Source organism: Citrobacter sp. RHBSTW-00887, assembly GCF_013728095.1.
Lineage (GTDB): Bacteria > Pseudomonadota > Gammaproteobacteria > Enterobacterales > Enterobacteriaceae > Citrobacter > Citrobacter braakii.
Map to the genome: position 1 here is coordinate 4,605,837 of NZ_CP056267.1, position 20,945 is coordinate 4,626,781.

General features: G+C 54.2%; 20 protein-coding genes. 13 read left to right on the top strand and 7 right to left on the bottom strand.

Going from position 1 to position 20,945, the window contains the following annotated elements; genetic code table 11:
- The first annotated feature begins 76 nt into the window (after positions 1-76).
- From idnD to HV314_RS21925, 5 genes are all read left to right on the top strand, one after another.
- A complete protein-coding gene (gene idnD / locus HV314_RS21905) occupies positions 77-1,120 on the top strand; it encodes an L-idonate 5-dehydrogenase (RefSeq protein ID WP_181546718.1) in 1,044 nt (347 codons plus the stop codon).
- A gap of 11 nt (positions 1,121-1,131) precedes the next feature.
- Positions 1,132-1,896, top strand: a complete 765-nt coding sequence (gene idnO / locus HV314_RS21910; protein WP_016151510.1) for a gluconate 5-dehydrogenase — start codon at positions 1,132-1,134, stop codon at positions 1,894-1,896.
- A gap of 187 nt (positions 1,897-2,083) precedes the next feature.
- Positions 2,084-3,403, top strand: coding sequence for a gnt-II system L-idonate transporter (gene idnT, locus HV314_RS21915; protein ID WP_016155581.1), 1,320 nt, complete (start codon positions 2,084-2,086; stop codon positions 3,401-3,403).
- 52 nt (positions 3,404-3,455) lie between these two features.
- Complete coding sequence (gene idnR, locus HV314_RS21920) at positions 3,456-4,454, top strand: DNA-binding transcriptional regulator IdnR (protein ID WP_094761000.1); 999 nt, start codon at positions 3,456-3,458, stop codon at positions 4,452-4,454.
- A gap of 79 nt (positions 4,455-4,533) precedes the next feature.
- Positions 4,534-6,036: a helicase HerA-like C-terminal domain-containing protein gene (locus tag HV314_RS21925; RefSeq protein WP_181546721.1), complete on the top strand. Its 1,503-nt coding sequence runs from the start codon at positions 4,534-4,536 to the stop codon at positions 6,034-6,036.
- A gap of 39 nt (positions 6,037-6,075) precedes the next feature.
- On the opposite strand, the gene lptG is transcribed toward HV314_RS21925, so the two are convergent.
- The 3 genes from lptG to HV314_RS27210 form a co-directional block, all read right to left on the bottom strand.
- Positions 6,076-7,158 (bottom strand): LPS export ABC transporter permease LptG, encoded by a 1,083-nt coding sequence (gene lptG, locus HV314_RS21930; RefSeq protein ID WP_008786067.1) that lies wholly within the window; start codon positions 7,156-7,158, stop codon positions 6,076-6,078.
- Positions 7,158-8,258, bottom strand: coding sequence for an LPS export ABC transporter permease LptF (gene lptF, locus HV314_RS21935; RefSeq protein ID WP_016151506.1), 1,101 nt, complete (start codon positions 8,256-8,258; stop codon positions 7,158-7,160). Before lptF ends, lptG begins: the two co-directional genes overlap by 1 nt.
- A gap of 62 nt (positions 8,259-8,320) precedes the next feature.
- Entirely contained in the window at positions 8,321-8,371 is a 51-nt protein-coding gene (locus HV314_RS27210) for a hypothetical protein (protein ID WP_212723231.1), read from the bottom strand.
- Positions 8,372-8,524: 153 nt separating this feature from the next.
- On the opposite strand from HV314_RS27210, the gene pepA reads away from it, so the two are divergent.
- The 4 genes from pepA (at position 8,525) to HV314_RS21955 (ending at position 14,109) form a co-directional block, all read left to right on the top strand.
- Entirely contained in the window at positions 8,525-10,036 is a 1,512-nt protein-coding gene (pepA, locus tag HV314_RS21940) for a leucyl aminopeptidase (RefSeq protein ID WP_003025870.1), read from the top strand.
- 110 nt (positions 10,037-10,146) lie between these two features.
- Positions 10,147-10,590: a DNA polymerase III subunit chi gene (holC, locus tag HV314_RS21945; protein ID WP_181546723.1), complete on the top strand. Its 444-nt coding sequence runs from the start codon at positions 10,147-10,149 to the stop codon at positions 10,588-10,590.
- A complete protein-coding gene (valS, locus tag HV314_RS21950) occupies positions 10,590-13,445 on the top strand; it encodes a valine--tRNA ligase (RefSeq protein ID WP_181546725.1) in 2,856 nt (951 codons plus the stop codon). Before holC ends, valS begins: the two co-directional genes overlap by 1 nt.
- Positions 13,446-13,605: 160 nt before the next feature.
- The gene (locus HV314_RS21955; protein WP_181546727.1) at positions 13,606-14,109 is read left to right on the top strand and encodes a GNAT family N-acetyltransferase; all 504 of its coding nucleotides are present in this window, start codon (positions 13,606-13,608) and stop codon (positions 14,107-14,109) included.
- Positions 14,110-14,135: 26 nt separating this feature from the next.
- Here HV314_RS21955 and HV314_RS21960 read toward each other — a convergent pair whose 3' ends face one another.
- The 3 genes from HV314_RS21960 to rraB form a co-directional block, all read right to left on the bottom strand.
- A complete protein-coding gene (locus HV314_RS21960; protein WP_181546728.1) occupies positions 14,136-14,966 on the bottom strand; it encodes a topoisomerase II in 831 nt (276 codons plus the stop codon).
- Between the two features lie 165 nt (positions 14,967-15,131).
- Complete coding sequence (miaE, locus tag HV314_RS21965; protein ID WP_019078254.1) at positions 15,132-15,890, bottom strand: tRNA isopentenyl-2-thiomethyl-A-37 hydroxylase MiaE; 759 nt, start codon at positions 15,888-15,890, stop codon at positions 15,132-15,134.
- Between the two features lie 51 nt (positions 15,891-15,941).
- Entirely contained in the window at positions 15,942-16,367 is a 426-nt protein-coding gene (gene rraB / locus HV314_RS21970; protein WP_016151501.1) for a ribonuclease E inhibitor RraB, read from the bottom strand.
- 98 nt (positions 16,368-16,465) lie between these two features.
- Here rraB and argL point away from each other — a divergent pair, with 98 nt between their 5' ends.
- Together argL and argF are read left to right on the top strand one after the other, a co-directional pair.
- On the top strand, positions 16,466-16,561 hold the full coding sequence (gene argL, locus HV314_RS27690; protein ID WP_370916541.1) for a putative translational regulatory protein ArgL: 96 nt from the start codon (positions 16,466-16,468) through the stop codon (positions 16,559-16,561).
- Positions 16,531-17,538 carry an ornithine carbamoyltransferase gene (gene argF / locus HV314_RS21975; protein WP_016155574.1) on the top strand — a complete coding sequence of 336 codons (1,008 nt, stop codon included), beginning with the start codon at positions 16,531-16,533 and terminating at the stop codon, positions 17,536-17,538. The genes argL and argF overlap by 31 nt, the downstream gene beginning before the upstream one ends.
- Positions 17,539-17,637: 99 nt before the next feature.
- Here argF and HV314_RS21980 read toward each other — a convergent pair whose 3' ends face one another.
- The gene (locus HV314_RS21980; RefSeq protein WP_016151499.1) at positions 17,638-18,090 is read right to left on the bottom strand and encodes a YhcH/YjgK/YiaL family protein; all 453 of its coding nucleotides are present in this window, start codon (positions 18,088-18,090) and stop codon (positions 17,638-17,640) included.
- Positions 18,091-18,763: 673 nt separating this feature from the next.
- Here HV314_RS21980 and arcA point away from each other — a divergent pair.
- The gene (gene arcA, locus HV314_RS21985; protein WP_181548121.1) at positions 18,764-19,984 is read left to right on the top strand and encodes an arginine deiminase; all 1,221 of its coding nucleotides are present in this window, start codon (positions 18,764-18,766) and stop codon (positions 19,982-19,984) included.
- 9 nt (positions 19,985-19,993) lie between these two features.
- Positions 19,994-20,926, top strand: coding sequence for a carbamate kinase (gene arcC / locus HV314_RS21990; protein WP_019078251.1), 933 nt, complete (start codon positions 19,994-19,996; stop codon positions 20,924-20,926).
- Positions 20,927-20,945: the final 19 nt, after the last annotated feature.

The window sequence follows — 20,945 nt, forward strand, 5'->3', positions numbered from 1 at the left end:
TGATCTTTATCACAAATAATAACAATCAAAACCGTTTAAATGCTGCCGAGGTTACTACCTGACCAGTGAGGCATTTATGCAAGTTAAAACCCAATCCTGCGTTGTCGCGGGTAAGAAAACTGTTGCCATTACCGACCAAAATATTGAATGGAATAATAAAGGAACGCTGGTGCAAATTACCCGCGGCGGAATTTGTGGTTCCGACTTACATTATTATCAGGAAGGAAAAGTCGGTAATTTTACCGTTAAAGCACCGATGATTTTAGGCCATGAAGTTATTGGTAAAGTGGTGCACAGCGACTCAAAAGAATTACATGAAGGTCAGTCGGTGGCTATTAATCCGTCGAAGCCCTGTGGCCACTGTAAATACTGTCTGCAGCACGAAGAAAACCAGTGCACGGAAATGCACTTTTTTGGCAGCGCCATGTATTTTCCCCACGTTGACGGCGGCTTTAGCCGATTTAAAACCGTCGATACCGCGCAGTGCATCCCCTACCCCCAGCACGCCGATGAAAAAGTCATGGCCTTTGCCGAACCGCTGGCAGTCGCAATACACGCCGCGCATGAAGCAGGAGACCTGCAGGGCAAACGCGTGTTTATCTCCGGCGTGGGGCCTATCGGCTGCCTGATCGTCAGCGCAGTGAAAACGCTCGGCGCAGCAGAAATTGTCTGTGCTGATATCAGCCCGCGCTCGCTGTCGCTTGCCCAGCAGATGGGTGCTGACACGCTGATCAACCCGCAGCAGGACTCGCTCGATGAGTGGAAAAAAGAAAAAGGCTACTTCGACGTCAGCTTCGAAGTCTCCGGTCATCCGTCCTCAATCACCACCTGCCTGGAGGTCACCCGCGCGAAAGGCGTGATGGTGCAGGTCGGCATGGGCGGTGCGGTACCGGACTTCCCGATGATGATGCTGATCGGCAAAGAGATCGCGCTCAAAGGCTCGTTCCGCTTTACCACCGAGTTCAACACCGCGGTGTCGTGGCTGGCGAATAACGTTATCGATCCACTGCCGTTACTCAGCGCTGAATATCCGTTTACCGAGCTTGAACAGGCGCTGATCTTTGCCGGGGATAAAACCCAGGCGGCGAAAGTCCAGCTCGTTTTTGCTGAAACAAAATAAGGAAGAGCATAATGAACGATCTTTTTTCACTGGATGGCAAAAATATTCTGATCACCGGTTCGGCCCAGGGTATTGGTTATTTACTGGCGACCGGGCTGGGTAAATATGGCGCGCAGATTATCGTCAATGATATTACGCCGGAGCGCGCGGAGGCCGCCGTCGCCAAACTGCAACAGGAAGGGATCCGCGCCGTTGCCGCGCCCTTCAATGTTACGCAGAAACAGGACATTGATGCCGCCATCGACCATATCGAAAAAGACATTGGCCCAATCGATGTGCTGGTGAATAACGCCGGTATTCAGCGCCGCCATCCGTTTACCGAGTTCCCGGAGCAGGACTGGAACGATGTGATTGCCGTTAACCAGACGGCGGTGTTCCTGGTCTCGCAGGCAGTAACGCGTCGGATGGTGGAACGTCAGGCCGGGAAGGTCATCAACATCTGCTCCATGCAGAGCGAACTGGGCCGCGACACCATCACGCCGTATGCCGCCTCGAAAGGCGCGGTGAAAATGCTCACCCGCGGTATGTGCGTTGAGCTGGCGCGCCACAATATCCAGGTCAACGGTATCGCACCGGGCTACTTCAAAACCGAGATGACCAAAGCGCTGGTCGAGGATGAAGCCTTCACCGCCTGGCTGTGCAAACGTACGCCAGCCGCGCGCTGGGGCGATCCGCAGGAGCTGATTGGCGCAGCGGTCTTCCTCTCTTCCAAAGCATCCGATTTTGTTAACGGGCACCTGTTGTTTGTCGATGGCGGCATGCTGGTCGCCGTCTGATGCAACACAACGCAACATCACGCAGCGCCCAGGCGCTGCATTTTTGGCCACCCCTAAATAATTCGAGTTGCGGGACGGCGGCAAGTGAATGAACCCGATGAGCTTACTTGAGTAAGTGATTCGGGTGAGTGAGCGCAGCCAACACACCTGCAACTTGAAGTATGACGGGGATATAAGAGAAACGATTATGCCATTAATAATAATTGCGGCAGGCGTCGCGCTGCTCCTGGTCCTGATGATTGGTTTTAAAGTTAACGGCTTTATTGCTCTGGTCCTGGTTGCGGCGGTCGTCGGTTTTGCCGAAGGGATGGATGCCCAGGCCGTTTTGCACTCAATACAAAATGGGATCGGCGGGACGCTCGGCGGTCTGGCGATGATCCTTGGCTTCGGCGCAATGCTCGGTAAGCTGATTTCCGATACCGGCGCGGCTCAGCGCATCGCCACCACGTTAATTGGCACGTTTGGTAAGAAACGCGTGCAGTGGGCGCTGGTGATCACCGGACTGGTGGTAGGTCTGGCGATGTTTTTCGAAGTCGGCTTTGTTCTGCTGCTGCCGCTGGTGTTTACGGTGGTGGCCTCTTCCGGCCTGCCGCTGCTGTATGTTGGCGTCCCGATGGTAGCTGCGCTGTCCGTGACCCACTGTTTTCTGCCGCCGCATCCGGGGCCGACCGCGATTGCCACCATTTTCGAGGCTAATCTCGGCACCACCCTGCTGTACGGCTTTATTATTACTATCCCGACGGTGATTGTTGCCGGGCCGCTGTTTTCTAAGCTGCTGACCCGCTTTGAGAAAGCGCCGCCGGAAGGGTTATTCAACCCGCATCTGTTCACCGAAGAAGAGATGCCGTCGTTCTGGAACAGTATCTTTGCCGCAGTAATCCCGGTCATACTGATGGCGGTCGCCGCAGTGTGCGAAATCACGCTGCCGAAAACCAACAGCGTACGGGTGTTCTTTGAGTTTATCGGTAACCCTGCGGTCGCGTTGTTTATCGCTATCGTGCTCGCTATTTTTACCCTTGGTCGGCGTAACGGACGTACGATCGAGCAAATTATGGATATCATTGGCGACTCTATCGGTGCGATTGCGATGATTGTGTTTATCATCGCCGGGGGCGGCGCGTTTAAGCAGGTTCTGGTCGACAGCGGCGTGGGGCAATATATCTCGCACCTGATGACCGGCACGTCGCTTTCTCCGCTGCTGATGTGCTGGACGGTCGCCGCCTTGCTGCGTATCGCGCTCGGTTCAGCCACCGTGGCGGCGATCACCACCGCAGGCGTGGTGCTGCCGATTATCAACGTCACTCATGCCGACCCGGCGCTGATGGTGCTGGCTACCGGCGCGGGCAGCGTGATTGCCTCCCACGTTAACGATCCGGGATTCTGGCTGTTTAAAGGCTATTTTAATCTCAGCGTCGGGGAAACGTTGCGTACCTGGACGGTAATGGAGACGCTGATTTCCATTATGGGGCTGCTGGGGGTTCTGGCGCTGAACGCCATTCTGCATTAAGACGGTCATCACCGGGGAGCACAGATCCGCGCTCCCCGGCACTGGAGAGAAAATGAGGAACCACAGAATTTCTTTGCAAGACATCGCCACGCTGGCGGGCGTGACCAAAATGACGGTGAGCCGCTACATTCGCTCGCCAAAAAAGGTCGCAAAAGAAACCGGCGAACGCATCGCGCAGATTATGGAGGAGATTAATTACATCCCCAACCGCGCGCCCGCGATGCTGCTGAATGCGCAAAGCTATACGCTTGGTGTGCTGATCCCCTCGTTTCAAAACCAGCTGTTCGCTGACATTCTGGCCGGCATTGAGTCGGTCACCTCGGACCATAACTATCAGACGCTGATCGCCAACTACAATTACGACCGGGAATCCGAGGAAGAGTCGGTGATCAATCTGCTGTCATACAATATCGACGGCATTATCCTGTCCGAAAAATATCACACCCTGCGCACGGTGAAGTTTTTGCGTTCAGCCAACATTCCGGTGGTGGAGCTGATGGATATTCAGGGCGATCGTCTGGACATGGAAGTAGGCTTCGATAACCGTCAGGCGGCGTTTGATATGGTCAGCACCATGCTGGATAAACGCCAGCGGCGCAAAATCCTCTATCTCGGTTCGAAAGACGACGTCCGCGATGAACAGCGCTATCGCGGCTATTGCGATGCCATGACGCGCAGGGGTCTGGCGCCGCTGCGCGTCAATCCGCGTTCTATTTCGTCCATCCATCTCGGCACCCAGATGATGCGGGACGCGCTCGCCGCGCATCCGGATTTAGACGGCGTTTTTTGCACCAACGACGATATTGCGATGGGCGCGCTGCTGCTGTGCCGCGAGCGCGATCTGGCCGTTCCGGAACAGATCTCGATTGCCGGTTTCCACGGGCTGGAAATGGGCAGGCAGATGATCCCAAGCCTCGCCAGCGTGATCACCCCGCGTTTTGACATTGGCCGCATGGCAGCGCAGATGTTGCTGAGCAAAATCAAGAACAACGACCATAACCACAACACCGTGGATTTGGGGTACCAGATTTATCACGGCAATACGCTTTAAGTCATTTTCTCCGGCCATCGCATACTCTCTTTGATGGACATTGCCTATACTCCAGGCAAGATAAATGGAGGAAATCTCAATGAGCACACCCCTGCTAATTGCCCGCACGCCGGACACCGAACTGTTTTTACTGCCAGGCATGGCCAACCGTCACGGACTGATTACCGGCGCGACCGGGACCGGTAAAACCGTCACGCTACAAAAGCTGGCCGAATCGCTGTCTGAAATTGGCGTACCGGTATTTATGGCCGATGTGAAAGGCGACTTAACCGGCGTGGCCGAGGAAGGGCAGGCCTCTGAAAAGCTGCTCGCCCGCCTGAAAAATATCGGCATTACCGACTGGCAACCGCATGCTAATCCGGTCACGGTGTGGGATATCTTCGGCGAAAAAGGTCACCCCGTGCGGGCCACGGTATCTGACCTCGGCCCGCTGCTGCTGGCCCGTTTGCTGAACCTCAACGACGTACAGTCCGGCGTGCTGGATATTATCTTCCGCATTGCTGATGACCAGGGTCTGCTGCTGCTCGATTTCAAAGACCTGCGAGCCATTACCCAGTACATCGGCGATAACGCCAAATCCTTCCAGAATCAATATGGCAATATCAGCAGCGCCTCGGTCGGGGCAATTCAGCGTGGACTGCTGTCGCTGGAGCAACAGGGGGCGGCGCACTTCTTTGGCGAACCGATGCTGGACATCAAAGACTGGATGCGAACTGACGCCAGCGGCAAAGGGATGATCAACATCCTCAGCGCAGAGAAGCTCTACCAGATGCCCAAACTGTACGCCGCCAGCCTGCTGTGGATGCTCTCCGAACTGTACGAACAGTTGCCGGAAGCAGGCGATCTGGAGAAGCCAAAACTGGTGTTCTTCTTCGATGAAGCTCACCTGCTGTTCAACGACGCCCCGCAGGTGCTGCTGGATAAAATCGAACAGGTGATCCGCCTGATCCGCTCGAAAGGGGTCGGCGTGTGGTTCGTCTCGCAAAACCCGTCAGATATTCCAGACAACGTGCTCGGTCAGTTGGGGAACCGCGTGCAGCACGCCCTGCGCGCGTTTACACCGAAGGATCAGAAAGCGGTGAAAACCGCCGCGCAAACCATGCGCGCCAACCCGGCATTTGATACCGAAAAAGCCATTCAGGAACTGGGAACCGGCGAGGCGCTGGTGTCGTTTCTGGACGCTAAAGGCAGCCCGTCTGTGGTTGAACGAGCAATGGTGATTGCGCCGTGCTCGCGGATGGGACCGGTGATGGATGACGAGCGTAACGGGCTGATTAATCACTCCTCGCTGTACGGTAAATATGAAGAACAGGTCGACCGCGAGTCCGCCTATGAGCGTTTACAGCAAGGCGTGCAGGCCAGCACCGAGCAGCAAAATACACCTCCCGCCAACGGTAAAGCGATCGATGTGGACGGCGGTATTCTCGGTGGATTGAAGGATATTCTGTTTGGCAGCACCGGACCGCGCGGCGGCAAGCGCGATGGCGTGGTACAAAGCGTGGCGAAAAGCGCGGCGCGACAGGTCACCAATCAGATAATCCGCGGCATGTTGGGGAGTTTGATGGGCGGGAGAAAACGCTAGCAGGAAGGCGCCCCTCCCGCACAGCGGGAGGGGCGAATATCAGGACTTACGCAGCATCAGCCACAGGCTTATCAGGAAGAAGCTGGCGCTTGGCAGCAACGCGCCGATAATCGGCGGAATGCCGTACACCAGCGTCAGCGGGCCAAAGATTTGGTCCAGCACATAGAACACAAAGCCGAAGCTAATCCCTGTCACCACGCGCACGCCCATCGGGACGCTACGCAGCGGACCAAAGATAAACGACAGCGCCATCAGCATCATTACCGCCACAGACAGCGGCTGGAAGACTTTGCTCCACATATTGAGCTGGTAGCGTCCGGCGTCCTGGCCGCTCGACTTCAGGTACTTCACGTAGTTATGCAGACCACTAATCGAGAGCGCATCAGGATCCAACGCCACGACGCCGAGCTTGTCGGGTGTAAGGTTGGTTTTCCAGGTACCGCTCACCGTCTGCGAGCCGGTGATTTGCTTCGGATCGGTCAGGTTGGATTCATCCACCTGCGACAAACGCCAGACCTTCTGCTCCGGGTCAAACGTCGCACTTGCGGCATAGCGGACGGACTGCAAACGGCGCTTGTCGTTAAAGGAGTAGATGCTAATTCCGCCTAACTCGGCGTCACCTTTCACCCGCTCAATGTAGACAAAGCTGTCGCCATCTTTCGCCCACAAACCTTGCTGGGTAGAGAGCAGCGAGCCGCCGTACATCTGCTGCGCACGGTAGTTACGCGCCATCTGTTCGCCCTGCGGCGCCACCCATTCGCCGATGGCCATCGTCAGCAGCACCAGCGGAATCGCGGTTTTCATCACCGACAACGCCACCTGCATACGGGTAAAGCCAGAAGCCTGCATGACCACCAGTTCACTGCGCTGCGCCAGCATGCCCAGCCCCAGCAAAGCACCCAGCAGCGCCGCCATCGGGAAGAAGATCTGGATATCTTTCGGCGCGCTGAGCAGGGTATACAGCCCGGCGCCCATCGCATCGTAGCTCCCCTGCCCGGCTTTTTTCAGCTGGTCGACAAACTTGATGATCCCGGAGAGCGACACCAGCATGAACAACGTCATCATGATGGTGGTGAAAATGGTTTTACCGATATAGCGGTCAAGTACACCAAAAGGCTGCATTATACCGCTCCTTTACGCATAAAACGGGCACGTAAGCGGCGCATCGGCACCGTATCCCAGAGGTTAAGCACAATCGCCAGCGCCAGATACGCCAGGTTAACCGTCCACATCCAGAACACCGGATCCAGCTTACCTTTGCCGCCGTTCGACTTCAGCGATGTCTGAACCAGGAAGAACAGCAAATAAAGCAGCATTGCTGGCAGCATGGACAGTACGCGACCCTGACGCGGGTTAACCACGCTCAGCGGTACAACCATCAGCGCCATCATAAATACGGTGAATACTAACGTGATACGCCAGGTCAGCTCCGCACGGGCGCGATCGGTGTCGGTCGTCCATAGCGTACGCATGGTCATCTGGTCGGTATCGTTTGGATCCAGCGCCACGGCCTGATGACCGATAATCGCCTGATAATTCTGGAAGTCGGTAATGCGGAAATCGCGCAGCAGCGCGGTCCCTTCAAAACGCGTCCCCTGGTTCAGCGTCACGACCTGAGAGCCATCGCGCAATTGGGTAAGATGACCGGAGTCCGCTACCACCACCGAAGGCCGGGCGTTACCTTTCGGGCGGATTTGCGCGAGGAACACATCGTTGAAGTTACTGCCGTCAACGCTTTCGATGAACAGCACCGAGCCGCCGTTAGTCGCCTGCTGGAATTGCCCCTGAGCAAGCGCCGCCATACCGGGGTTCGCTTTCGCCTCCGCCAGGACTTCGTCCTGATGTCTGGAGGACCACGGTCCGGCCCACATCACGTTGACCGCCGCAATAATACTGGTAAACAGCGCCAGCACCATCGCCGCTTTTACTAAGACAGCCTTGCTCAGCCCGCAGGCGTGCATGACCGTAATTTCACTTTCGGTATACAGTTTGCCCAGCGTCATCAGCAGCCCGAGGAACAGGCTTAATGGCAAGATAAGTTGCGCCATTTCTGGCACGCCCAGCCCCAGCAGCGAGAGCACCAGATTCGCCGGGATATCACCGTCAACCGCCGCACCAAGGATCCTGACTAACTTTTGACAAAAGAAGATCAAAAGCAGGATGAATAGGATCGCAAGTTGGCTTTTGAGCGTTTCCCGAACCAGATATCTTATGATTATCACTTTAAATACGCCCGTAAAAACCCGTCTTTTGCCGGAATTTAGCTTGTTTCATGGCTTAAACGTCATTTATTCTCTTGAGTCGTCGAAATCGTCGCTAAGATCATTATACTCAACGGATCCACCTCTCAGAAATTGTTCTGACGTGCCAATGCCGTAATAACGTTAAGATTAACACGAAGTCACCGCAACAGCGGGTATGAGTTACGAAAGCTTGCAATTCTATCCGTAGCCACCGCCGTTGTCTTTAAGATTCAGGAGCGTAGTGCATGGAGTTCAGTGTAAAAAGCGGTAGCCCGGAGAAACAGCGGAGTGCGTGCATCGTCGTGGGTGTCTTTGAACCACGCCGTCTCTCTCCGATTGCAGAGCAGCTCGACAAGATCAGCGACGGGTACATCAGCGCACTGCTGCGTCGTGGCGAACTGGAAGGCAAACCAGGTCAAACCCTGTTGCTGCACCATGTTCCTAACGTTCTGTCTGAGCGAATTCTCCTCATTGGTTGTGGCAAAGAGCGCGAGCTTGATGAGCGCCAGTACAAGCAGGTCATTCAGAAAACCATCAATACGCTGAATGATACTGGCTCAATGGAAGCCGTCTGCTTCCTGACTGAGCTGCACGTCAAAGGGCGCAATAACTACTGGAAAGTGCGTCAGGCCGTTGAGACAGCACAGGAAACGCTGTACAGCTTTGATCAATTGAAGACCAACAAAAGCGAGCCGCGTCGTCCGCTGCGTAAAATGGTCTTCAACGTACCGACCCGCCGGGAACTGACCAGCGGTGAGCGTGCGATCCAGCACGGTCTGGCGATCGCCGCCGGCATTAAAGCAGCAAAAGATCTCGGCAACATGCCGCCGAACATCTGTAACGCCGCCTACCTCGCCTCTCAGGCGCGCCAGCTGGCAGACAGCTACAGCAAAAATGTTGTAACCCGCGTGATCGGCGAGCAGCAGATGAAAGAGCTGGGCATGCACTCTTATCTGGCCGTCGGTCACGGCTCGCAGAATGAGTCGCTGATGTCGGTCATCGAGTACAAAGGCAATCCGTCCGAAGACGCACGTCCGATCGTGCTGGTCGGTAAAGGGTTAACCTTTGACTCTGGCGGTATCTCCATCAAACCAGCCGAAGGCATGGATGAGATGAAATACGACATGTGCGGCGCGGCAGCGGTATATGGCGTGATGCGCATGGTGGCCGAGCTTCAGCTGCCAATCAATGTCGTCGGCGTGCTGGCAGGCTGCGAAAACATGCCGGGTGGCCGTGCGTATCGTCCAGGCGACGTGCTGACCACCATGTCTGGTCAGACCGTTGAAGTTCTCAATACCGATGCCGAAGGCCGTCTGGTCCTGTGCGACGTATTAACCTACGTCGAGCGCTTTGAGCCAGAAGCGGTGATTGACGTCGCAACCCTGACCGGCGCGTGCGTGATTGCGCTGGGCCATCACATCACCGGACTGATGTCGAACCACAACCCGCTGGCGCATGAGCTGATCGGTGCGTCCGAACAGGCTGGCGACCGCGCGTGGCGTTTACCGCTGGGTGATGAATACCAGGAGCAGCTAGAGTCCAACTTTGCGGATATGGCGAACATCGGCGGACGTCCTGGCGGCGCCATTACCGCGGGCTGCTTCCTGTCACGCTTTACCCGTAAGTACAACTGGGCGCACCTCGATATCGCCGGTACCGCATGGCGTTCAGGGAAAGCCAAAGGCGCAACCGGTCGTCCGGTGGCGCTGCTGTCGCAGTTCCTGCTCAACCGTGCCGGTTTTAACGGCGAAGAGTAAGGCGGTAAGCACAAGCAATAAGACCCGTAGGCCGGATAAGCGCAACGCCATCCGGCCTACGGTTGTGCATCATGGCAACGCATTTAAATTCACCAGAAGAAGCCCCATATATGAGAAACGCAACTTTCTATCTTCTGGACAATGACACGCAACACGATGGCTTAAGCGCCGTCGAGCAGTTGGTGTGTGAAATTGCCGCAGAACGTTGGCGTACTGGCAAGCGCGTGCTGATCGCCTGCGAAAACGAAAAGCAGGCTCTTCGACTGGATGAAGCCCTGTGGGCAAGACCGGCAGAAAGCTTTGTTCCGCATAATCTGGCAGGTGAAGGCCCCAGAGGCGGCGCACCGGTAGAAATTGCCTGGCCGGAGAAACGCAACAGCAGCCCGCGCGACCTGCTTATCAGTTTGCGCGTTGGCTTTGCAGATTTTGCCACCGCTTTCACAGAAGTGATAGACTTCGTCCCTTACGAAGATTCTTTGAAACAATCGGCACGCGATCGCTACAAAGCTTACCGCGTGGCTGGTTTTAACCTGAATACGGCAACCTGGAAATAATGGAAAAGACATACAACCCACAAGATATCGAACAGCCGCTTTACGAGCACTGGGAAAAGCAGGGCTATTTCAAACCTAACGGCGATGAAAGCAAAGAGTCCTTCTGCATCATGATCCCGCCGCCGAACGTCACCGGCAGTTTGCATATGGGTCATGCTTTCCAGCAAACCATCATGGATACCATGATCCGCTACCAGCGCATGCAGGGTAAAAACACTCTGTGGCAGGCAGGTACCGATCACGCGGGTATCGCAACCCAGATGGTGGTTGAGCGTAAGATTGCCGCTGAAGAAGGTAAAACCCGCCACGACTACGGTCGCGAAGCGTTTATCGACAAAATCTGGCAGTGGAAAGCGGAATCCGGCGGCACCATCACCCGCCAGATGCGCCGTCTCGGCAACTCCGTTGACTGGGAGCGCGAGCGCTTCACTATGGACGAAGGTCTTTCCAATGCCGTGAAAGAAGTCTTCGTTCGCCTGTACAAAGAAGACCTGATTTACCGTGGCAAGCGCCTGGTGAACTGGGACCCGAAACTGCGCACCGCGATTTCCGACCTGGAAGTGGAAAACCGCGAGTCGAAAGGCTCAATGTGGCACATCCGCTATCCGCTGGCCGACGGCGCGAAAACCGCTGATGGTAAAGATTACCTGGTCGTCGCCACCACCCGTCCGGAAACCGTACTGGGCGATACCGGCGTGGCCGTCAACCCGGAAGATCCGCGTTATAAAGATCTGATTGGCAAGTTTGTTGTTCTGCCGCTGGTTAACCGCCGCATTCCCATCGTCGGCGATGAACACGCTGATATGGAAAAAGGCACCGGCTGCGTGAAGATCACCCCGGCGCACGACTTTAACGACTACGAAGTCGGGAAACGTCACGGCCTGCCGATGATCAATATTCTGACCTTTGACGGCGACATCCGTGAAACCGCGGAAGTGTACGACACCAAAGGCGAAGAGTCTGACGTTTATTCCAATGAAATCCCGGCTGAGTTCCAGAAGCTGGAGCGCTTTGCCGCGCGTAAAGCGGTGGTTGCCGCTGTTGATGCGCTGGGCCTGCTGGAAGAAATTAAACCGCACGACCTGACCGTACCTTACGGCGACCGTGGCGGCGTGGTTATTGAACCGATGCTGACCGACCAGTGGTACGTCCGTGCCGACGTGCTGGCGAAACCGGCGGTTGAAGCGGTTGAAAACGGCGACATTCAGTTCGTACCGAAGCAGTACGAAAACATGTACTTCTCCTGGATGCGCGATATTCAGGACTGGTGTATTTCCCGTCAGCTGTGGTGGGGTCACCGTATCCCGGCATGGTATGACAACGACGGCAACGTCTACGTTGGCCGTACCGAAGACGAAGTGCGTCAGGAAAACAACCTCGGTGCCGACATTCAGCTTCGCCAGGACGAAGACGTACTCGATACCTGGTTCTCCTCCGCACTGTGGACCTTCTCTACCCTGGGCTGGCCGGAAAACACCGACGCGCTGCGTCAGTTCCACCCAACCAGCGTGATGGTTTCCGGTTTCGACATCATCTTCTTCTGGATTGCCCGCATGATCATGATGACCATGCACTTCATCAAAGATGAAAACGGCAAGCCGCAAGTGCCGTTTAAGACCGTCTACATGACCGGTCTGATCCGCGACGACGAAGGCCAGAAGATGTCCAAATCCAAGGGCAACGTCATTGACCCGCTGGATATGGTCGACGGAATCTCCCTGGCAGAACTGCTGGAGAAACGTACCGGCAACATGATGCAGCCGCAACTGGCCGAGAAGATTGCCAAGCGTACCGAGAAGCAGTTCCCGGACGGCATCGAGCCGCACGGCACCGACGCACTGCGCTTCACCCTGGCGGCGCTGGCCTCTACCGGTCGCGACATCAACTGGGATATGAAGCGTCTGGAAGGTTACCGTAACTTCTGTAACAAGCTGTGGAACGCCAGCCGCTTCGTGCTGATGAACACCGAAGACCAGGATTGCGGCTTCAACGGCGGCGAAATGACCCTGTCGCTGGCGGATCGCTGGATCCTTGCTGAATTCAACCAGACCATCAAAGCGTACCGCGAAGCGCTGGACAACTTCCGCTTCGACATCGCCGCGGGCATTCTGTACGAATTCACCTGGAACCAGTTCTGCGACTGGTATCTGGAGCTGACCAAGCCGGTAATGAACGGCGGTTCCGAGTCTGAACTGCGCGGCACCCGCAATACGCTGGTCACCGTTCTGGAAGGTCTGCTGCGCCTGGCGCATCCGATCATCCCGTTCATCACCGAGACCATCTGGCAGCGCGTGAAGGTGATTTCCGGTATTACCGCCGACACCATCATGCTGCAGCCGTTCCCGGAATATAACGCCGCACAGGTTGATGTAGCCGCGCTGGCTGATACCGAATGGCTGAAGCAGGCGATCGTTGCCGTACGTAACATCCGTGCGGAAATGAACATCGCCCCAGGTAAACCGCTCGAACTGTTGCTGCGCGGTTGCAGCGCTGATGCGATGCGCCGTGTGAACGATAACCGCAGCTTCCTGCTGACCCTGGCGCGTCTGGAAAGCATCACCGTACTGCCAGCCGATGACAAAGGTCCGGTCTCCGTGACCAAAATCATCGACGGCGCCGAGCTGCTGATCCCGATGGCTGGCCTCATCAATAAAGAAGATGAGCTGGCGCGTCTGGCGAAAGAAGTGGCGAAAATCGAAGGTGAGATTGCCCGTATCGAAGGCAAACTTTCCAACGAAGGTTTCGTTGCTCGCGCACCGGAAGCAGTTATCGCCAAAGAGCGTGAGAAGCTGGACGGTTATGCGGAAGCGAAAGCGAAACTGATTGAGCAGCAGGCGGTCATCGCCGCGCTGTAAAGCTGTTTATCGGATAAGCGTATCGCATCCAACACCGCAGACGATAAAAGCCTCTGACGCATATGCTCAGAGGCTTTTTGTTGAATTATCCTCGCTTGCGCTTCCCCTTACCGCAGTGGTATTAACTGCATATGTCTCACTTTTATGTCATGAGTTCGCTATGAGTGCCATTACCTCCGTCGCGGCGACGCTGCGCCGAATCACCGCAGCAGATAATGCCGCTATCGCTGCGGTGATCCGCAATGTTTCCGCTGAATACGGGCTTACTGCCGATAAGGGCTATACCGTTGCCGACCCTAATCTGGATGAACTATTCCAGGTTTACAGCCAGCCGGGCGCGGCCTACTGGGTGGTTGAGCAAAACGGTGAAGTCGTGGGCGGCGGCGGCGTTGCGCCGTTAGGATGTAGCGAACCGGACATTTGCGAACTGCAAAAGATGTACTTCCTGTCGAGCGCACGCGGTCAGGGGCTGGCGAAAAAGCTGGCGCTGATGGCCCTCGAACATGCCCGTGAACAGGGTTTCAAACAGTGCTATCTGGAGACCACGGCGTTTCTGACCGAGGCAATCCGCCTGTATGAACATTTAGGGTTTGAGCATATCAGCGAAGCGCTGGGCTGTACCGGGCACGTGGATTGCGAAGTGCGGATGTTAAAACCCCTCTGACTTCAGCCGGAGGGGCAATGGTTGTGTTACTGCATTTCGGCGGAGAGCATCAGCCGAATGACGCCAGCCGCGCGAGCGGTTGGCAGCGTCAGCACCTGTGACCATAAATCCTGCACCATTTCACAAGCGACTTTCTCTTTGCCCACACCTTTACTCGGATCAGCCATAATCTGGATATCCGGTCCAAAGCGCTGTACCAATCCCGGGCCGATGGATTGCAGATCCTGAAGCGCCAGCTGTTTCTCTTGCGCCGTAACCGTATGTTTGTTCGGGCCATAAGCCGCGTGCATCATACTCATGTCGCTGGCCATACGACGATTCATCAGCTCCCGCGGAATAATACGCACCGGGTTAATCCCGCCTTTCACCGCCGGGAACAGAAAGCGAAAACACTCGTCATCGCCCACTTTTGCCACCGCAGCAATCTGCTCGAGGTTAATTTTCATATACTCAATCACATTGGCATCGGGTGCCTGCTGCAAACGCGCCATCTGTACCTGCAGGATTTGCGGCTGAATAGCGTCGATAATCTGTTGCTCGCTTTTCCCAGCTTCTTTCAGTTGCGTTGCCTGGTTGAGGATATTCTGCCATAACGCGGGTTCCTGCTCTTTAAGTACCTGATAAACAGGCATTGCCAGCATCGCATTTTCAAATTTCTGCGCGTCCGTCAGCCCATAATCAGGGCTTTCGTGCGGGATCAGGTAGTGCACATCAAACAGATTCCACGCGACAATCGCTACCACAAAAACCACCGCGCCGGAGATCTTTCCCAGCCAGCCTTTTTTGCGAAACATGCCAACGACGATAGCAATCACCGCCCCGATATAACCCGCCAACAATACGTGTGCCCAGTTCATTAACCATCCTTATGCAAAACAGTCTCTGTTGCGGGGATATATTTCCCCTTCGTGTGTTTTGATTATTACGGCAGCAGCGAGCGATTTCCAGCCACCAGATTTTGCTAATGGAAACAGGAAAGGTAAAACCGCGCGACGATTAGCGCCGCGCGTCAGAGAAGAGAGTCAGGCTGGCACGCCGCTGTGGAAGCGGAATTCATCGTCGGGAGAAGTAATCAATGCGGCTTCTACTTCGCCAAAGAACCGCACCCGACTACTGATATCGTCGGCAGAAACCTGCTGTGCCAGAGCCAGATAGTCCTGATAGTGCCGCGCCTCGGATCGCAGCAGAGAAAGATAAAATGCCTGTAAATCGTCATCCAAATACGGCGCCAGCGCGGCGAACCGTTCACAAGAACGCGCCTCAATGTAAGCCCCGCAAATCAGTTTGTCGATTAGCGTTAATGGCTCGTGGGTTCGCACCTCTTTGAGCATGCCTTTGGCATAACGGCTGGCGGTAATTTTGACATAGGGAATGTTGCGGCTCATCATCGCCTCACGCACCTGCCAGAAGTGGTGCAGCTCTTCTTTGATCAGCAAAACCATGCTGTCGATCAGCTTGCGCCCCCACGGGTCGTCAGTTTGCGGCATTACGCTTTTGCTTATCTGTTTATTCAGCGCGATAAAATCCGGTTCATCCCCTTCTCTGAAAGCATACGCTTCATAGGGTTTCAGCCAGTCCAGTAGCGCCTGCGATCCCTGTTTATCTGCAACATACTTACGCACCAGCAGCATGGCCGTTTGCGCCGCTTTTAGCTCGCAGACGAGATGATCCGTCAGTAACAGAGGGAGATTCGCCGGGGCTCGCGCTTTATCAAGCCAGGCCTGGGGCGTTTTACAGTGCAGGAAGTTGTGGATCGGGGAGAGTATTTGCAGGTAATCCATACGTTATCCTTGGCCTACGGCAGCAGACGCTACCGTAGGTCAGCAGATGACTTAGTGACGCACGCCGTCATCATCTTCGTCGACGAGGTCTTCATCGTCGCCGTCTTCACCTTCTTCGCCGTTCGGGTCTTCAAAATAGGTGCCCCAACCGTCGTATTCCACATCAAATTTTTCAGCCAGGTTCATCAGTTGCTCAACCTGAGCGTCGATCAACTCGGCATTCAGAGCACATTCGCTCAGGATGTCACAGCAAATAACCGTGTCGCCCTCTTCCACCTCCAGCTCTTCCGGCTCGGTCACTTCATAACCCAGCTTGAAGGCTTCTACTGCCGCTTTTTCCAGGGTTTCAAAGTCGTCCGCGGAAAGGTGATGCTCGATGGTGTACAGCGCGTCTGGATCGCTGCCATCTTCGAGTAACTCTTCAATAATCAAGCGCGTTTCTTCACGCTGTTCTTCCAGTAGTTCCGGGTTTGCCATGGCTCATTCCTCATAATGTCCTGCCGATACTCTTATTGTCACATACCGCTGTCATTGCCTCCACCTTTCCAGGAAAGATTTGTTAAACAAGGTTGCAAATGAATAAACATCCATATAAATTGAATTTTAATTCAATAAATGGCCTAAGCCATGTGAGGGAACTATGTCTGCGTTTTATCAGAAACATTTTTTGAAACTGCTTGATTTCACCTCTGCTGAACTCACGTCACTGCTCCAGCTCGCCGCGCAGCTCAAGACGGATAAGAAAAACGGTACCGAGGTCGCTAAACTCACCGGTAAAAACATCGCGCTCATCTTCGAAAAAGACTCAACCCGCACCCGTTGCTCTTTCGAAGTTGCCGCATACGATCAGGGCGCGCGCGTGACGTATCTCGGGCCGAGCGGCAGCCAGATTGGTCATAAAGAGTCGATCAAAGACACCGCCCGCGTACTCGGTCGTATGTACGACGGTATTCAGTATCGGGGCCACGGTCAGGAAATTGTCGAGACGCTGGCGGAATATGCCGGAGTTCCGGTTTGGAACGGATTAACCAACGAATTTCACCCCACCCAGTTGCTGGCGGATTTACTCACGATGCAGGAACACCTGCCGGGTAAAGCGTTTAATGAGATGGTGCTGGTCTACACCGGCGATGCCCGCAACAATATGGGCAATTCCATGCTGGAAGCCGCTGCGTTAACCGGACTGGATCTGCGTCTGGTCGCGCCCCAGGCCTGCTGGCCGGAGGAAAGCCTCGTTGCGGAGTGCAAAGCGCTGGCACAGAAAAACGGCGGCAATATAACGCTAACCGAAGATGTCGCCACGGGCGTGAAAGGCGCGGACTTCATCTATACCGACGTCTGGGTATCGATGGGCGAAGCGAAAGAGAAATGGGCCGAACGTATTGCACAACTGCGTAAGTACCAGGTTAATAGCGCGATGATGGCGTTGACCGGCAATCCACAGGTGAAATTCCTGCACTGCCTGCCTGCGTTCCATGACGATCAAACCACGCTTGGCAAACAAATGGCGCAGGAATATGGTCTGCACGGCGGCATGGAAGTGACCGACGAGGTGTTTGAGTCACCCGCCAGTATCGTATTTGATCAGGCGGAAAACCGAATGCACACCATCAAAGCGGTGATGGTCGCGACGCTTTCCAAATCATAGCATTGCGTGATTGAATTGCCGGATGGCGATGCTGACGCACCCTATCCGGCCTACCATCGTACTTCCGTAGGCCGGGTAAGTCGCACCCGGCAAACTGGTTTATGCTACCCGCATTTTCACCACGGCTTTGCGTACCAGCGCAGGAGCGCCGACCGCGCACAGCGGTTTATGCACTTCGCCCGGATAAAAGACGACGAAGTCACCTTCGTTCAGCACCACCGTTTTCTCCTGTTCGCCTTCCGGCAGGAAGGCGATATCTTTATCCGCCAACCAGTCAGTTTCCGGTGCGCCCGCAGGCTGCGTGCTGAAAGTCATGCCTTCCTGACCTTTGAGCAGGATCTGAATATCCAGATAGCGAGCGTGATATTCGGCGCGGCGCTGCGCAAACGGCTCCGTCATATCTTCAGCAATCAGATAGAACAGACGTTCGCCGTCGATGTCGTGCTTACCCTTCTCCGTCGCATCCGTCACGTGCGCTTTAATGTGCTCAATCGCCTGACGCAGCTCTTCCGGCAGCCAGGCATCCAGGTTGTGAATATTGCCGACAATCATTTCAAACCCCTTAATTAAAACATCGTTTCATTTTAGTTGTTATACGAAAAAACGGTCTGCCATACCACTGCTATTTGCCGATATTTTGCGTCAACGCATGTTTATCGCTGATGATGTTAAATAATTGCTAATAGCCAGCAACAGGTTATGCATAAACTCTGCATAACTTTCGTCTCATACTTTTCAAGTCAGTCACTAACTCACTGTTATAGAAAGCTTTGTTATAAAAACCAGCAATCGATCACAGTTTACGTCTCCTTCGTTATCTTTCTTCATCGTCATATTTATTTTGAAATAAACCTTACAGCACAAATAATAAAATAATAGATTCGCATAAAAATTCATTAAATATAGAAAAACATATAAAAATCAAAGCACTATTTAATTTATTAAATATTTAGATATGTACATAAAATTAACACAGCTAAATAACAAGACATATTCCTGCGTAGTAATTCAATTATTCATGTTTTTATTTTTTAAATTCTCAGAGCCATCTCATAAATTAAACAACAAATGCCAAACATCGACCCGACTGTGAAATGAATCACGTTTCTATATCAGATAAGATCTAAATATAGATTCTGAAATCAGCTGAAAAATCATGACTGCAATAAACATTATTTGCAGGCACCTCCTCTTTATTTTTTAAAATCGTATTAAAGGAATAATGATGGAAAAGCATTATGTCGGGTCTGAAATCGGTCAATTACGTAGCGTAATGCTACATCGCCCTAACCTCAGCCTAAAAAGGCTGACGCCGTCAAATTGCCAGGAACTGCTTTTTGATGATGTTCTTTCGGTAGAACGTGCAGGAGAAGAGCATGACATTTTCGCCAACACGTTACGTCAACAGGGAATTGAGGTTCTGTTACTCACTGATTTATTGACACAAACTCTGGATATCCCCGATGCCAAAATCTGGCTACTGGATACACAAATTTCTGATTATCGGCTTGGCCCCGCTTTCGCCACGGATATTCGCGCCTGGCTTGCAGATATGCAGCACCGGGAGCTCGCCCGACATTTAAGCGGTGGGCTGACATACGGAGAAATTCCTGCCTCAATCAAAAATATGGTGGTCGATACTCACGATATTAATGACTTTATTATGAAGCCATTACCAAACCACTTATTTACCCGCGACACCTCATGCTGGATATATAACGGCGTATCCATTAATCCGATGGCAAAAACTGCACGTCAACGAGAAACTAATAACTTGCGGGCGATTTACCGTTGGCATCCACAATTTGCCGATGGTGATTTTATTAAATATTTCGGCGATGAAAATATTAATTACGACCACGCCACATTAGAAGGTGGAGATGTACTGGTCATTGGTCGCGGCGCAGTTCTCATCGGTATGTCGGAACGTACCACGCCGCAGGGCATTGAGTTCCTTGCCCAGTCGCTATTTAAGCATCGCCAGGCAGAACGCGTCATCGCAGTCGAACTGCCGAAACATCGCTCCTGTATGCACCTCGATACCGTCATGACCCACATCGATATCGATACCTTCTCCGTCTACCCGGAAGTGGTGCGCCCGGATGTCCAGTGCTGGACCCTGACACCAGACGGGCGCGGCGGCCTGAAACGCACCCAGGAAAGTACGCTGGTACATGCCCTCGAAAAAGCTCTTGGCCTCGACCAGATCAATCTGATCACCACCGGTGGCGACGCCTTCGAAGCTGAACGCGAACAGTGGAATGACGCGAACAATGTTCTGACGCTGCGCCCCGGGGTCGTGGTGGGCTACGAACGCAACATCTGGACCAACGAAAAATACGACAAAGCTGGCATCACTGTTTTACCCATTCCTGGCGACGAACTGGGACGTGGGCGCGGCGGTGCGCGCTGCATGAGTTGTCCGCTGGAACGCGACGGTATTTAAGGAGACGTTATGGAAAACAAACCTACCCTGGTTGTGGCGCTGGGCGGCAATGCGCTACTCAAACGCGGCGAACCGCTGGAAGCCGACATCCAACGCAAGAATATTGAGCTGGCGGCAAGAACTCTCGCTCAACTCACGCAGCAGTGGCGCGTAATTCTGGTACACGGCAATGGCCCGCAGGTTGGACTTTTGGCGTTACAAAACAGTGCTTATGCCAACGTCACCCCCTATCCGCTCGATATTCTCGGCGCAGAAAGTCAGGGAATGATTGGCTATATGCTGCAACAGGCCCTGAAAAACCAGCTCCCACAGCGTGAAATTAGTGTCCTGCTGACTCAGGTTGAAGTCGATGCCCACGATCCGGCCTTCAGCAATCCCACCAAATATATCGGGCCGATTTATGACGAACCCCAGGCCCACGCGTTACAGGCGGAAAAAGGCTGGGTTTTCAAAGCCGATGGTAAAGCGTTCCGCCGTGTTGTGCCCTCTCCACAACCCAAACGAATCGTGGAAAGTGACGCCATTCGCACACTGATCGCCCGCGATCATCTGGTTATCTGCAACGGCGGTGGCGGCGTACCGGTGGTGGAAAAAGCCGATGGCTACCACGGTATTGAAGCGGTGATCGACAAAGATCTCTCCGCCGCCCTGCTCGCCAAACAAATCCACGCCGATGCGCTGCTGATCCTGACCGATGCCGATGCGGTGTATCTCGATTGGGGCAAACCTACCCAGCGCCCGCTGGCCCAGGTTACGCCGGAAAGGCTCAGCGAAATGCAATTCGACGCCGGTTCAATGGGCCCCAAAGTCACCGCCTGCGCGGAATTTGTCTCTCACTGTCACGGGATTGCTGGCATCGGCTCGTTGGCTGACGGTTCGGCCATTCTCGCTGGTGACAAAGGCACGCTAATTCGGCGCGAAGCCACTGATGTTAACGCTTAAGGCTTTTTTTGCTGGGTAA

Excerpts from the sequence above, each read along its gene's own strand:
- argL (WP_370916541.1), top strand. The coding sequence starts at position 16,466 with ATGAATAAACATCCATATAAATTGAATTTTAATTCAATAAATGGCCTA.
- lptG (WP_008786067.1), bottom strand. The coding sequence starts at position 7,158 with ATGCAGCCTTTTGGTGTACTTGACCGCTATATCGGTAAAACCATTTTC.
- arcA (WP_181548121.1), top strand. The coding sequence starts at position 18,764 with ATGGAAAAGCATTATGTCGGGTCTGAAATCGGTCAATTACGTAGCGTA.
- HV314_RS21925 (WP_181546721.1), top strand. The coding sequence starts at position 4,534 with ATGAGCACACCCCTGCTAATTGCCCGCACGCCGGACACCGAACTGTTT.
- miaE (WP_019078254.1), bottom strand. The coding sequence starts at position 15,890 with ATGGATTACCTGCAAATACTCTCCCCGATCCACAACTTCCTGCACTGT.
- argF (WP_016155574.1), top strand. The coding sequence starts at position 16,531 with ATGTCTGCGTTTTATCAGAAACATTTTTTGAAACTGCTTGATTTCACC.
- arcC (WP_019078251.1), top strand. The coding sequence starts at position 19,994 with ATGGAAAACAAACCTACCCTGGTTGTGGCGCTGGGCGGCAATGCGCTA.
- idnR (WP_094761000.1), top strand. The coding sequence starts at position 3,456 with ATGAGGAACCACAGAATTTCTTTGCAAGACATCGCCACGCTGGCGGGC.
- valS (WP_181546725.1), top strand. The coding sequence starts at position 10,590 with ATGGAAAAGACATACAACCCACAAGATATCGAACAGCCGCTTTACGAG.
- pepA (WP_003025870.1), top strand. The coding sequence starts at position 8,525 with ATGGAGTTCAGTGTAAAAAGCGGTAGCCCGGAGAAACAGCGGAGTGCG.
- idnD (WP_181546718.1), top strand. The coding sequence starts at position 77 with ATGCAAGTTAAAACCCAATCCTGCGTTGTCGCGGGTAAGAAAACTGTT.
- holC (WP_181546723.1), top strand. The coding sequence starts at position 10,147 with ATGAGAAACGCAACTTTCTATCTTCTGGACAATGACACGCAACACGAT.
- HV314_RS21980 (WP_016151499.1), bottom strand. The coding sequence starts at position 18,090 with ATGATTGTCGGCAATATTCACAACCTGGATGCCTGGCTGCCGGAAGAG.
- HV314_RS21960 (WP_181546728.1), bottom strand. The coding sequence starts at position 14,966 with ATGAACTGGGCACACGTATTGTTGGCGGGTTATATCGGGGCGGTGATT.
- idnO (WP_016151510.1), top strand. The coding sequence starts at position 1,132 with ATGAACGATCTTTTTTCACTGGATGGCAAAAATATTCTGATCACCGGT.
- HV314_RS21955 (WP_181546727.1), top strand. The coding sequence starts at position 13,606 with ATGAGTGCCATTACCTCCGTCGCGGCGACGCTGCGCCGAATCACCGCA.
- idnT (WP_016155581.1), top strand. The coding sequence starts at position 2,084 with ATGCCATTAATAATAATTGCGGCAGGCGTCGCGCTGCTCCTGGTCCTG.
- rraB (WP_016151501.1), bottom strand. The coding sequence starts at position 16,367 with ATGGCAAACCCGGAACTACTGGAAGAACAGCGTGAAGAAACGCGCTTG.